Here is a 13,963-nt window from a genome sequence, read left to right on the forward strand (position 1 = left end):
TCACATGCACCAATCCGCGAAATCGAGAGACTGGCAATCCTCTCCGCTCATTACGGCGGGACACCGCAGCGAAGCCCGGATGATGGCCCGGCTGGCCGAACCGGAGCGATTTGAACCGATGATGCAGGAGACCCGGCCCTCTGCTGAATGGCTCCCTCGACCCGGAAGTTGATGCTGAGAATGAAGGAGGAATCGGTTATGGCCAGACATATTCAGGCCTATTTTAATACAGAAGATCAAGTGGAAGGTGCGCGTATCACCCTGCGGGCTTTCAACACGAATGCGGTTGAAGCAGGAAATGTGTCGAATGAATGGGGCGAGGACGATGAGTTTCAAGTTACGTTATTGCCTCTAAATAACGGGGTGATCAGCGCATCAGGTGCAAACAACCCGGGAGTTGTCCCTGTACCCGGTATGTTTCGCGGCGTGCAGAGCGTGCTGCCCGTGGTAGCTTTGGGAGAAGACGGTACCGGCGATACGTTAGATGGTGAACGCAGCCAAGCGATGGGAGACGGAGAGCAACTGATCACATCGAAACCTCCCATCACAACGGGTGACGAGCCGCAGGGTTGGAAATATGTTCTTAGTGCAAAGGTGAAGGACAGCGATTATGAGATGGTCGTGCGAAAATTACGCGAGCATGGGGGCTATGTTGTAACGGAATAACCGGGGATAAGGGTTCTTGTAATATAACTGTAATATTAGCTACATGTTCCCTTAACATTGCTTGTTTATAATAACGGCATGACCCCCTTTTTAATATAATACCTTTTGGACCTGCACCCCGTTGGTGACAGGTTTTTTTCTTTGTGTAGACATTTTTCGCGTCTCGGGCTTGACTTTAGTGCGGTGGTTTCATACAATCTAAAAATAACAGTTGACGTCACGTCTATGGCGTGAATGAAAACGAATAGGTATTCGATGACGGGACAAAGTAGTTTAACCCCACACCCACAGAGAGGAATCCCCGACTTCGTTGCAGCAGACGGATCAATCGTGTTCGTTATGCGTGCGGTGAAGCAGGCTGGAAGGATTCTGATGATGATTAGACGAAAGACTTCCCCGAGAACCGGCGGCGAAATCAAAGGCGGCTAATGGCTTCCCTTCGAGAGTAGACGTGCGGCGTAGGCGGGCGATAACCGCTTGAAGCGAATTGAGATGCTGGGAGGCTGAATAAGAGCGGCTTTGAAGCGTCGACATTCGGAATGTGGGTGGCACCACGGGTGATTGCGTAACGATCTCTCGTCCCTGTTTGAATCAAACAGGAACGGGAGATTTTTTATATTGGCTTACGAGTCTGAGATGGAGGATGAACAATATGGCTTTTCAGAAACCGACGGGCACGCAGGATATTTTGCCAGGAACCGTCGAGAAATGGCAGTTTATTGAGGAGAAGGCCAGAGACTTGTGCCGGCGTTTTAATTACCGGGAAATTCGGACCCCGATCTTTGAACAAACCTCGCTGTTTGAACGGGGCGTTGGGGAGACGACGGATATCGTCGAGAAGGAAATGTATACGTTCCTGGATAAAGGGGATCGCAGCATGACGCTGCGTCCAGAAGGGACGGCTGGGGTTGTTCGTTCCTATGTGGAGAACAAGATGTACGGCGAACCGGACGTCAGCAAGCTGTATTACATCGGGCCGATGTTTCGCTATGAGCGCCCGCAAGCAGGACGTCAACGCCAGTTCCATCAGTTTGGGGTGGAGGCGTTTGGAGCAATCGATCCGGCGATCGATGCCGAGGTTGTGGCACTGGGATATCAGTTTTGCCGGGAGCTGGGTCTTCAAGGGGTGAAGGTGGAGATTAACTCCGTTGGCAATCCGTCCAGCCGCGCGGCTTACCGCGAGAAGCTGCTGGCGTTCCTGCTGCCGATGAAGGACAGCTTGTGCAAAGACTGCCAAGCTCGGATTGAACGTAATCCGCTGCGTGTGTTGGACTGTAAGACGGACCAGGACAAATTTGATGGGGCTCCGTCAATTCTGGATAGTTTGGATGAGGAATGCACTACGCATTTTGCGAAGGTTCAGGAGCTGCTGAGCGCGATGGAGATTGATTATGAAATCAATCCTCGCCTTGTTCGCGGCTTGGACTACTATACGCACACCGCTTTTGAGTATAAAGCCCAAGGCATCGGCGCCATCGACACGATTGGCGGGGGCGGCCGGTATAACGGGCTGGTGGCGGAAGTGGGCGGTCCTGACCAACCGGGCATCGGCTTCGGGATGGGGCTTGAACGGATTGCGCTGATTTTGGAAAAGCAAGAGATCGAGCTCGGCGCCGTCAAGCCGCTGGACGTGTATCTGATCGCCCTTGGCGAAGCAGCGGAGAAGGAGATTACGACTCAGCTGTTTAAGCTGCGGCAAGCAGGATTCTCTGCGGAACGCGATTATCTGGGCCGGAAGATGAAGGCGCAGATGAAGTCCGCCGACCGGATGCAGGCACGCTACACGGCCATTCTCGGTGACGATGAACTGCAGCGCGGGGAAATTGCGCTAAAGTCGATGGACAGCGGTGAGCAGCGCACGGTGAAGTTAAGCGAATTGGTAAATGAGTTGAAATAACCTAAACAAATAAAAAAATAACGCGAAGAAAAGGGGAGTTACGATGAAACGAACGCATCATTGCGGTACGCTGAGCACCGCGAACATCGGAGAAACCGTTACATTAAACGGCTGGGTGCAAACCCGCCGTGACTTGGGGGGCGTGCTGTTCATCGATCTGCGCGACCGCAGCGGCATTGTGCAAATCGTGTTTAACCCGGCTTATTCCGGTGAAGCGCTGAAAATTGCCGACCGCGTGCGCAGCGAATACGTGCTGGCCGTTACCGGGAAAGTGGTAGCCCGTGATCCTGAAACGGTCAATCCGAATTTGCCAACCGGCGATATCGAAGTGCAAATTACTGAAATCGATGTGTTGAACGCAGCGAAGACGCCGCCGTTCTTCATTGAAGACGGCATCGAAGTGGATGAATCGCTGCGCTTGAAATATCGTTACCTCGACCTGCGCCGTCCGGAAATGCAGCAAACGTTGTGGTTGCGCTCTAAAGCGGCGAAGGTATTCCGCGATTTCCTTGACGGTGAAGGTTTTATCGAGGTAGAAACCCCGATCTTGACCAAGAGCTCGCCGGAAGGGGCACGCGATTATCTTGTGCCAAGCCGCGTGCATCCAGGTGAATTTTTCGCACTGCCGCAATCGCCTCAGCTGTACAAGCAGCTGCTCATGGTCAGCGGTATCGAGCGTTACTATCAAATCGCCCGCTGCTTCCGCGATGAGGATTTGCGCGCTGACCGTCAACCGGAGTTTACCCAGGTCGACATCGAGACTTCGTTCCTCTCGCGCGATGAGCTGCTCGAGATGATGGAGAAGCTGATCGTACGCCTGTTCAAAGAAACGAAAGGCATTGACATTCCAACGCCATTCCAACGCATTAGCTATGCTGACGCGATGGATAAGTACGGTTCGGACAAACCGGACCTCCGTTTCGGTTTAGAATTGGTGAACGTCAGTGATCTTGTGGCCAATAGCGGCGTTAAGGTATTTTCTTCTGTCATTGAAAAGGGCGGGGAAGTCAAAGTACTGAACGCTAAAGGCTGCGGGACTTGGAGCCGTAAGGACATCGACGATCTTGGACCGTATGCAGCCCGTTACGGAGCCAAAGGTCTGGCCTGGATTCAAGTGAAGGAAGGCGAGTTCCGCGGTCCGATCGTGAAGTTCTTTACAGAACAAGAGATCGAAGCGATCAAGGAACGCACCGGCGCTGAAGAAGGCGACCTGCTGCTGTTCTCTGCCGATAACAAAAAGGTTGTTGCCGACGTCCTCGGCGCATTGCGTCTGAAAATCGGCCGCGATCTTGGTCTGATCGACGACAGCGTGTATAAATTTGCATGGGTTGTAGACTTCCCGCTGCTTGGCTGGGATGAAGAGCAAAAACGCTATGTCGCTGAGCACCATCCATTCACTCGTCCGCGCGACGAGGATCTGCCGCTGTTTGACACCGATCCGGGTAAAATCCTCGCTCAAGCGTATGATCTCGTGCTGAACGGTTATGAGGTTGGCGGCGGTTCGATGCGGATCTACAAACGCGACGTACAAGAGAAGATGTTCAAGGCGATCGGCTTGTCGCCGGAAGAAGCTCAAGATAAATTCGGCTACCTGATGGATGCGTTCGAATACGGTACGCCTCCTCACGGCGGGATCGCCTTCGGCTTCGACCGTCTGGTTATGCTGCTGGCTGGTCGTTCCAACCTGCGTGAGACCATCGCCTTCCCGAAAACAGCGAGCGCAACGGACTTACTGATGAACTCGCCATCCGAAGTCGACGGATCGCAGCTGGATCAGCTGCACATCAAGCTGGCTCCCAAACTGGCAGAAGTAAAGAAATAATCGGTTAAGATGTCAACCTAACGGAGGTACACTGACCATGCTTCATCAATTTTCGCGAACAGAACTCGCCATCGGGGCAGAGGGTCTGGATATTCTCAAGAACAGCACGGTTGCCGTGCTTGGTGTCGGCGGCGTAGGCGCGATGGCTGTCGAAGGGCTGGCCAGAACCGGAATCGGCCGGATTATTATGATCGACAAGGATGTCGTCGATATCACCAACATTAACCGGCAAATTCATGCGCTGACGACGACGATCGGTCAGAAGAAGGCCGATCTCATGCGCGACCGGATCAAGCTGATTAACCCGGAGTGCGATGCGATCGCGCTGAATATGTTCTACACGGAAGAGACTTACGAAGAACTGTTCAAGTACGATATTGATTATGTACTGGATGCTTCGGATACCATTACGTACAAAATTCACCTGATCAAGCAATGCTTGCAGCGGGGCATCCCGATCTTGTCGAGCATGGGGGCTGCCAACAAAATGGACCCGACGAAATTCCAGGTCACGGATATTTCGAAAACCCATATGGACCCCATGGCTCGCGTCATTCGCACGAAGCTGCGGGAAGACGGGATCAAGAAGGGCGTTAAGGTCGTTTTCTCGACTGAACCGCCTGTCCGCCCGCGCAAGGACGTTACGGAGAAAATTGCGCCTGCTGGCGCTAAAATCCGTAAGGCCAAGCAGCCGCCGGCCAGCAACTCGTTTGTGCCGCCGGTGGTCGGCCTAATTATGGTCAGCGCAGCAGTGCGTGAACTGCTAGAGCGCGGCGGCGTTAGTGTGTAAATTCGGAGCTAAGACGCTGGATGAGACTTGATAAACAAGTCTGCCAGCGTCTTATTTTTTTGAGAAAATTCGCCTTTTCGCCAGAGGTAGTGGTATAATAAAACTCCTTTTGAGTCTGGAGTACACAATAACCTTAGGAGGTAACTGAAATGAATGATTTTCAAAGTGCCTATCAAGAAGAGAAGGCGCGGCTGGACCGCACCTTGGAAGAGATCGATCGGCAGCTGCAACGGTTGCGTTCGATTCCGGTGTACACCGGACATGATTTTACCGAACAGCTTCTCGAGGAGAATCGGGAAACCCAGAGGAAACAACTTGAGCAATCGGTTCGTGAGCCGTATTTTGGACGACTGGATTTTGAGGAGCGCAGAGGAAGAAGAAAGCCGCTATACATCGGCAAGGTCGGTGTAGGCGATCCGGATGGAAGAGACCCGATTGTTATCGATTGGCGTGCTCCGGTCGCTAGTTTGTTCTACTCATTTACCGGCGGGGATGATGCTTCGTATGAAGCGCCTGAAGGCTTGATCGAAGGCTTGGTGTACTTGAAGCGCAACATCGTGATCCGCAAAGGGATTCTCGACCGGGTCGTGGATACGTATAACCACGACAGCGACGGTCCGGCCGTATCGGATGAGTTCCTGGTGTATCGGCTTGGCGAGAACAAGGACAACCGCCTGCGTGACATCGTTTCGACGATTCAGGCCGAACAGGACCGAATTATCCGGGCCGCGAAAAACACGGCGCTGATTATTCAAGGCGTAGCCGGCAGTGGGAAAACGACCGTGGCGCTGCATCGGCTGGCTTTTTTGCTGTATCAATATAAGGAACAGATTAAGGCGGAACGTTTAGTTATTTTTGCGCCTAACCATATGTTTATCGATTATATATCCGAAGTGCTGCCCGAGCTTGGTGTGGGGGATATCCAACAAAGCACGTTCAGCGATTGGGCAGCGAAAGTGCTGGGATTGGACGAGGTCCCAAGCGATGGCTCGGAGGCGTTATCCCGCTGGTTTGACGGCGGAGAGGCAGAGACGGAAACGTGGCAGGATACAGAGCTGCCAGGACGCTTCAAGGGGGCGATGGCGTTTAAAGAGATTATCGATATGTCGGCAAGCACTCTTGAGTCAGCCTGCGTGCCTGAGGGCGATTTCGAACCGTGGGAAGGTGCACGGCTGCCGCGTAAAAAGATCTTGGCCTGGTTCGAAGGCGAATATCGCCACTACCCAGTAGCCCGACGCAAGGAGCGAGTACTGGCGCGGATCCATCGCTGGATCGAGATGGAGCTGAAGAAGGCACCGTCGGCTGCGGTTCTAAAGGAACGAAAGAAAAAAGCCCAGCTGCGGGAAAAAAGCTATGCAAAAAAATGGCCGGAGCTGACGCCGCTTAACCTCTACCGGGAGATGTTTGGCATACGAAAAAGCGGCAGCATGGAAGGCATGGCCGATGTTTCAGACCGGATACCGCCGGGTATCTGGAAGGAGACGCAGGCGCGCTTAAAGAAAAACATCGTCAAGGAAGAGGACTTGGCTGCCCTTTTGTATTTATATACTTTAATCCACGAAATTGACGGCAATCTGACCTTCGACCATGTGGTGATAGACGAGGCGCAGGATTTTACGCCGTTTCAGGTGTATGTGCTGGACCGTTTTGTGAAGGGGCATTCCTTTACGATTCTCGGAGATTTGTCCCAAGGGATCCACTACTACAAAGGTGTGCGCAGTTGGGAAGAGATGCAAGTGCTGTTCCGACCGGAGGAAACCGCTTATTTCGCGTTAACGCGCAGTTACCGGTCCACGATGGAAATTATCCAATTCGCCAACGATATCCTAGAACGCGGCGTAGGTACCGAATTGCTGGCGGTTCCGGTATTCCGCAGCGGGGAGCCGGTGCGGCTGGTCGAATCGGAGGGCGAGCGGCGGCTGCCATTGATTCGCAAGGCATTGGACAAGGTGCTGGGCGGATCGTTCCGCACGGCGGCGGTGTTAACCCGGACGATGCAGGAAGCAGAGGAACTGCATGCTGCATTAAGCCAAGGTGGTCAGGAAGTCAACCTGATCACCGGGGAGCTGACGCAATACGCCGGGGGCATCTCGGTGTTGCCGGTGTACCTGTCGAAGGGTCTGGAGTTTGACGCTGTGATCGTGACGGACGTGGACAAGGCGCATTATAGTTCCAAAGACGCCAAACTGCTGTACGTCGGCTGTACCCGCGCCCTGCACGAACTGTGGCTGCTGCACGGCAAAGAACTGCCGGATTACGTCCCAGGCGATCGTTCAACAGACTATGCCGTCAGGACGAACTTAGAGGCATAAGGGGTACATGTCGAGATATAGTCAATGAGGATTGGGGAGGGGCACGCCCTCCCTTTTTTTGTCCCCTTTTGCATTATTATCCCGTTTGCTCAGGTGGCGGGTGGTGTGGGAGAGTGGTCAAGCGGGTTGGAGGTGGGGGATGGGATTAGTGTGTCATTGACTGTCTTTTGCATCATTATCCCCCTCGCTCAGGTGAACGGTGGTTGGATGGGAGAAGGTTTGTGGATTGGATGAGGTATAGAGGAGGGGCAAGTAGGCAATGTGCTCAACAGGGGGCTTTACTCGGAAATCATCCCTGGTGGCGAAGCGCATAAGTTACGTGGTCAAAAATGTGTTCGATTTTTCATATATAATTTGCCGAAAAAAGCAAAAAAACCGAAATGTACTCGGTTTTTCGCATAGATTTTGGGTAAAACCCTTCAGAAAGCGCGAATATATATGAAATTTCATATACATTAGTTAAAATCGCTCAAGGTCGCCCAAATGTACTTGATTTTTCATATAAAATCACAGAGCGTGGTCACATCATTGTGGATTTCGGCTCTGTTTCGACTATTGACTATTGATGCTCGAAACAAGAACTTACTTTGATTACGCGTCGTCCTGCATGAACTCGTCCAGCCAGCGATCGGCTTTGCTTTGGTTGCACAGATTGCAGGCGCAGACGCAGTTTACTGGTGTTGTGTGACCGCCCTTGGCTCTGGGCAGCAGATGGTCGATCGTATCGCCGTACTCTCCACAGAAGAAGCAGGTGTAATGATCCCGCGTCAAAATATAATGGCGGAACGCTTTGTTCGTGTACAAACGGCGGATGGTGAACGGGTTCACGACGACGGCCATATGCTCACGCACGAGCGTAACCGCCAGGTCATAGTCGATCTCCTGCTGCCAGCGCCGACCTTTATCGGTACGCCCGCGCAGGCGGATCATGCCGTTGCGGTTCGGTCTGAGGGTCCGGATGTCGGGACCCTCGGCTTTTGGCGGCGGGGCGGGCAGCGCCCGCTTGATCCGCCGCTTGGTCGGCGCGGCTTCGCCCCCGTGCCGCCCCGCGGCGCCCGCCGGCGCTGCCGCACTGGCGCTTGCGCCGACCTGAACGGCCGCGATCTGTGCCGCGGCCTTTTTGCTGCGGCGCTTGCGCGCCGCCTTGGCCGTGCCTGCGGCGCCGGCCTCCGCGCCTGGCGGCGCGCTGGGCCCGGCCGCCGCGGCCTCGCTCGCGCGGCCGTCGCCGCTTGGCGCCGCCGGCGCAGGCGCTTTCGCTGGCGCTGCCAGCGCTGCGCCAGCGGGCTCCGCGGCCGCAGCCTGCGGCAACGCGGCCTGAGCCTGGGCAGCCTGCTGCCGCTTGCGCAGCGCGCGGCAACTGCGGCAAGCGCCCCGGCGTGAGCCTTTGCCGGAGCGCTTGCCGGTGCGGCGCAGGAATTCGCCCAGCGGCTTGGCCTCGCCGCAATAGGCGCATATTTTTATCGCATTCGCGGAAGTTGAGTTAGGTTCAGGTTGCTGCTGCGTCAAGGGGGTCACCTCAGTTTGGTATAGGCTCGAAGTAGGATATGACTCCATTATACCTGAATCTATAGAAATAAAGCCAAGACCGGCCGGTCCTGGCTTAGGGTTTAGCATCAGGATTGTGATTTGGATTAGGATGTTGTTCCCCGGGTTGGCGTTACTCGGACACGGTTGCGGGTTGCCTGAGGCTGCGCATTTTGGTTAAAATTTTGCGGATGCTTTCATCGGAGAGGTGAAATCTTTCGGCTAAATCCCGTACCGTGCTCCCGGCGCGGTACAAGCGAAAAATCTCTTCGTTCCGTTTAGCAATCGAGTGGCGGGAACCGCTCAGTTCTCCCCATAACGCCCTTGACCGTTCCGGCTTGGGAATGTAAAGCAGCTCACCCTGAATATACGTTTGGAGCTCCTTCAGCAGCCTAGGGGGAAGAACATCCTTTCCATTTTTGTAATTCACGATCATGTACCTCCTTATTTCGTGCTCCGTCCTTGATTGCTGTTACGATATAAGTCAACATGCTCGCTTCCCCCTTTCCATTTAGTATTGGTACCGCTTGTTCCAACCTTCTTGGTGTAGAACAAACGACTTTGACTTTAAATAAAGACAAAATTTGGTTTTAACTGGATCTATCTTAACACAGGAATCGTCAAACATAAATAAGGGAGGCTGTTCCCAGCCCCCCGTTTATTGTGGTGCCGCGTTACGCGACAGCCACCTCACTCACTGAAATCACTTCGATCAGCCCCCTTTCCCGTGATTCGTCGGCCCGACATCTATATTAACTCATACTTCCGGCTGCAGGAAAAGCGAAAGAACAACTATAAGTGTTTTTTACGTCAGGTGTGCTAGAATAAGTTTGGTATCATTCCATGTATCCGGATTATCATGCTAACGATCAAGGAAGTGACTTGAAGGTGGATTTGTTTTCATTTAATCAAGAGCAAAGTCCGGCGGGGCGGTTGCTGGCGGACCGGATGCGGCCGACCTCGCTGGATGAATATATCGGACAAGAACATATTGTCGGCCCGGGCAAGCTGCTGCGGCGGGCGATTGAAGCGGACCAGGTCTCGTCGATTTTACTGTACGGCCCTCCCGGCTGCGGCAAAACGACGCTTGCTCATATTATCTCCAATCAGACGAAGGCGGAGTTCGTCAAGCTCAACGCGGTGGATGCGTCGGTGAAGGATGTGCGTGAGGTGATTGAAAAAGCCCAGAACGACAAAGCTTTTTACGGCACCAAAACGATTCTGTTCCTAGACGAGGTCCATCGATTTAACAGCTCGAGACAGGACGCATTACTACCGGCGGTGGAAAAAGGCACGATCATCTTTATCGGGGCAACGACGGAAAATCCGTTCCACTACGTTAACGGCGCGTTAATGAGCCGCTCCACGCTGTTCCAGCTGGAGCCGCTGACGAAGGAGCACTCGCTGATCGCGATGCGGCGGGCCTTGGCCGACAAAGAGAAGGGGCTGGGCTTTATGCCGCTGCAGGTTGACGAGGAGGCGCTGCTGCACATCGCTGCGATGGCGAACGGAGATATTCGGCGCGCGCTGAATGCGCTGGAGCTGGCGGCGATGACCACGCCCCCGCAATCGGACGGGACGGTGCACATTACGCTCGAAGTGGCGGAGGAATCGATCCGCCGGCCGCTCGTCAAAGCTGACGAGTCCACGCAATATGACGTGCTGTCCGCGTTTCATAAATCGATTCGCGGCTCCAGCGATGCGGCGGTGTTCTGGTTCCTGTACGCGGTTGAGAAGCTGGGAATGGACCCGATGACATTCATCCGACGGTTGATCGCTGCCAGCAGCGAGGATATTGGTCTGGCCAATCCACAGGCGATGGTACAGGCCGTCAGCGCCTTGGAGGCTTACCGCAACAATGGCTGGCCGGAAGCACGGCTGAATATTGTCCAGGCGATCTTGTTTGCGGTCGAAAGTCCAAAATCCAACGCGGTGGTTGAAGCGATTGGGAACGCCATGGCGGCGATCGAAGAGGTCAAATCTGCCGAAGTGCCGCTCCATTTGCGCGACACGCATTATAAGGGAGCGGTGAAGCTTGGGCATGAAGGCTACAAATATCCGCATGATTATCCCGGGCATTACGTACAGCAGGAGTACCTGCCCAAGCGATTGTCCGGTCGGACGTTCTACCATGCCACGGAGCAAGGGAATGAGGCGAAGATCAAGCATAACCAGGAGCTGCGGCGCAGAAGCGGAAGGTAGAAGGGAAAGTGCGAGGCGAGGGAAGGCAAGAGGATCGCAAGCCAAGTCGCAATAGCCCGGTTATGCATAAAAAAAGGGAGCCCCACGTCATTGAACTGTGACCCGTAAGATGGACACTTTAAGAAAAAGTGCCCCTCTTGCGGGTCATTTGTGTTTTAATCAGAATATCTGATAACGGGAGAGAAGAACATGAGGAAAGTAAGAGGCGAAAACAAGCTGTTTACGGAACAGCAAAGAAAGCAGCTGGAGAGTAATCCTAACGTGCAGCATGTCACAGATCGCACTATCACTTATACGCCCTCTTTTAAGCTAGCAGCAATTAAGGCCTATCAAGAAGGTAAAACACCGATGGAGATCTTTCTGAATGCGGGATTTGACATCGCAGCTATCGGCAACGAAAAGCCCAAGAAGTGCCTAAAGCGTTGGAGAGAGCAGTATCAAAAACTTGGAGAAGCTGGACTGCTTGAGGATCGACGAGGCAAAAACAGTGTTGGAAGACCATCTCAAGGTGAGTTATCGGTTGAGCAGAAGTTGAAACGAGCAGAGGCTCGAATCAAACTACTTGAAGCAGAGAATGAACTGCTAAAAAAGCTCGAAGCGCTCGAAAGACAAAAACAGTTTTAACGTCCGCAGAGCGCTATGCCATAATCAACCATACGATTCGAGCCTACGGTTTTAAAAAGATGACGCAATACTTGTGCATCCTCGCCGGCGTCAGCCGCAGTGGTTACTATCGCTGGCTGGGGGCTGAAGAAAAGCGACAACTACGTAAGCGTTCAGATGAGCAGGATTTAGCGCTCATTAAGGGTCACTATGACCAGTTACGCGGCAAAGCCGGTGCACTGACTATTAAGATGCGTTTAGAAGGGCATAACGGCGTAATCATGAATCACAAGAAGATTCGCCGATTAATGCGAAAGTACAATCTGGTCGCCAGAATACGCCAAGCCAATCCTTATCGTAAAATGGCAAGAGCCACACAGGAACACAAGACATGCCCCAATCTGTTAAACCGTCAGTTTAACCCAGGTGTGCCGGAGAAGGTACTGCTGACAGACATTACGTATCTCCGATATGGTAACGGGCAGTGGGCTTATCTGTCTTGTGTTAAAGACGGCGCTACTCGCCAGATCCTCGCCCACTACGTATCCTCTTCACTAGAGATGTCTCTTGTAGAGCGGACGCTGGACAATTTGATTGAACGACTGGACGGGAACATTCATCCCGAAGCGATCCTTCACTCTGACCAGGGCAGCCATTACACCCATCCTAGGTTCCGTCAACGCGTCGCCAGGATAGGAATTCAACAGTCGATGTCCCGCAAGGGAAACTGCTGGGATAACGCCTCTATGGAGACATTTTTCGGTCACTTAAAGGATGAGCTCGAGTACCGTCGTTGTGAAACATTAGGGGAACTACGCCAGAAGATTGAGGAATATATCCAGTACTACAACGCAGAACGTTACCAATGGACATTAAAAAAGATGACTCCTGATCAATACAGGAGCCATCTATTGTCCGCCTAAACGGGGCTTCTTTCACTGTCCATAAACTGGGTCACAGTTCACATTCACCGACGCGGGGCTCCTCTTTATTGTTAGGCTTGTACAGCCGAAATCTCGGTCCGCAGCTTCACCGGGGCTTCGATCGTGCCGCCGCCGAGGCATTCTTCGCCTTGGTAGAACACGACCGCTTGGCCTGGGGTGATCGCCTTTTGCGGTTCATCAAATGCGACATGCACCGTGCCGTCTGGTTGCTTCGTCAGCGTCACACCTTGATCGGGCTGACGATACCGGAATTTCGCCGTGCACTTGTACGGCCCCTCCGGCATTTTGTCTGCGCCAGCGATCCAGTTAACGCCGGAAGCAATCAGCGACGTCGAGTACAAGCTTGGGTGCTTGTCACCTTGCACAACATACAAAATGTTGCGCTCCAGATCCTTATCAGCCACGAACCAAGGTTCGCCGGTACCGGAGCCGCCGATACCCAAGCCTTGACGTTGACCCAGCGTATAGTACATCAGGCCATCGTGACGGCCCTTAACCTCACCGGTGACGATGTCGATCATATCGCCGGATTGGGCAGGCAAGTAGTTGCTCAGAAACTCTTTGAAATTCCGTTCGCCGATAAAGCAGACGCCGGTGCTGTCCTTCTTCTTCGCGGTATAGAGGCCGGCTTCTTCGGCGATCCGCCGTACCTCCGGCTTCGGCAGGTGGCCGATCGGGAACATCGCTTTGGACAATTGGTCCTGATTCAGGGCGTTGAGGAAATACGTTTGATCCTTATTGCTGTCCACACCGCGCAGCAGCTTGAACGTCCCGTTCTCTTCCACGACCCGGGCATAGTGCCCGGTCGCTACGTAATCTGCGCCGAGGTCCAGCGCTTTGTTCAAAAATTCGCCAAACTTGATCTCCCGGTTACACATCACATCCGGGTTAGGAGTCCGGCCCCGCTTATATTCTTCGAGGAAGTAGGCAAATACTTTATCGTAATATTGCTTCTCGAAGTTCACGGTATAGTAAGGGATATCGATCTGCTCGCAGACGCGGCGAACGTCTTCAGCATCCGCTTCCGCGGTGCAGTAACCGAACTCGTCGGTATCGTCCCAGTTCTTCATAAATATGCCGATGACATCATAGCCCTGCTGCTTCAGCAGAAGTGCCGTCACCGAGGAATCGACGCCGCCAGACATGCCGACGACGACGCGGGTTTCGCTGTTAGGCTTAGCCATCATGATCACTCCTTTGAGC

At 53.4% G+C, this 13,963-nt stretch carries 10 protein-coding genes and 1 pseudogene; 8 read left to right on the top strand and 3 right to left on the bottom strand.

What is annotated here, in order from left to right:
* The first annotated feature begins 4 nt into the window (after positions 1-4).
* The 6 genes from C812_RS22475 to C812_RS02840 all read left to right on the top strand — a co-directional run bounded on the left by C812_RS22475 (position 5) and on the right by C812_RS02840 (position 7,487).
* Positions 5-172, top strand: a complete 168-nt coding sequence (locus C812_RS22475) for a hypothetical protein (protein WP_016311166.1) — start codon at positions 5-7, stop codon at positions 170-172.
* Positions 173-198: 26 nt separating this feature from the next.
* Positions 199-666 carry a hypothetical protein gene (locus tag C812_RS02820; protein WP_016311167.1) on the top strand — a complete coding sequence of 156 codons (468 nt, stop codon included), beginning with the start codon at positions 199-201 and terminating at the stop codon, positions 664-666.
* 652 nt (positions 667-1,318) lie between these two features.
* Complete coding sequence (hisS, locus tag C812_RS02825; RefSeq protein ID WP_016311168.1) at positions 1,319-2,563, top strand: histidine--tRNA ligase; 1,245 nt, start codon at positions 1,319-1,321, stop codon at positions 2,561-2,563.
* A 43-nt stretch (positions 2,564-2,606) separates the two neighbouring features.
* A complete protein-coding gene (aspS, locus tag C812_RS02830; RefSeq protein ID WP_016311169.1) occupies positions 2,607-4,385 on the top strand; it encodes an aspartate--tRNA ligase in 1,779 nt (592 codons plus the stop codon).
* A gap of 37 nt (positions 4,386-4,422) precedes the next feature.
* Positions 4,423-5,175 (top strand): tRNA threonylcarbamoyladenosine dehydratase, encoded by a 753-nt coding sequence (locus C812_RS02835; protein WP_016311170.1) that lies wholly within the window; start codon positions 4,423-4,425, stop codon positions 5,173-5,175.
* Between the two features lie 149 nt (positions 5,176-5,324).
* Positions 5,325-7,487 (top strand): HelD family protein, encoded by a 2,163-nt coding sequence (locus tag C812_RS02840; RefSeq protein ID WP_016311171.1) that lies wholly within the window; start codon positions 5,325-5,327, stop codon positions 7,485-7,487.
* A 591-nt stretch (positions 7,488-8,078) separates the two neighbouring features.
* On the opposite strand, the gene C812_RS22745 is transcribed toward C812_RS02840, so the two are convergent.
* A complete protein-coding gene (locus C812_RS22745) occupies positions 8,079-8,948 on the bottom strand; it encodes an HNH endonuclease (RefSeq protein ID WP_425270073.1) in 870 nt (289 codons plus the stop codon).
* 196 nt (positions 8,949-9,144) lie between these two features.
* Positions 9,145-9,447, bottom strand: coding sequence for a CD3324 family protein (locus C812_RS02855; protein WP_371859555.1), 303 nt, complete (start codon positions 9,445-9,447; stop codon positions 9,145-9,147).
* A 452-nt stretch (positions 9,448-9,899) separates the two neighbouring features.
* Here C812_RS02855 and C812_RS02860 point away from each other — a divergent pair, with 452 nt between their 5' ends.
* A complete protein-coding gene (locus tag C812_RS02860) occupies positions 9,900-11,213 on the top strand; it encodes a replication-associated recombination protein A (protein ID WP_036624573.1) in 1,314 nt (437 codons plus the stop codon).
* Positions 11,214-11,402: 189 nt separating this feature from the next.
* Positions 11,403-12,739 (top strand): annotated as a pseudogene (locus tag C812_RS21760) (IS3 family transposase).
* A gap of 71 nt (positions 12,740-12,810) precedes the next feature.
* Here C812_RS21760 and mnmA read toward each other — a convergent pair.
* Positions 12,811-13,944 carry a tRNA 2-thiouridine(34) synthase MnmA gene (mnmA, locus tag C812_RS02875; protein ID WP_036624271.1) on the bottom strand — a complete coding sequence of 378 codons (1,134 nt, stop codon included), beginning with the start codon at positions 13,942-13,944 and terminating at the stop codon, positions 12,811-12,813.
* Positions 13,945-13,963 lie beyond the last annotated feature (19 nt).

It is taken from the genome of Paenibacillus barengoltzii G22 (assembly GCF_000403375.2).
GTDB lineage: Bacteria > Bacillota > Bacilli > Paenibacillales > Paenibacillaceae > Fontibacillus > Fontibacillus barengoltzii.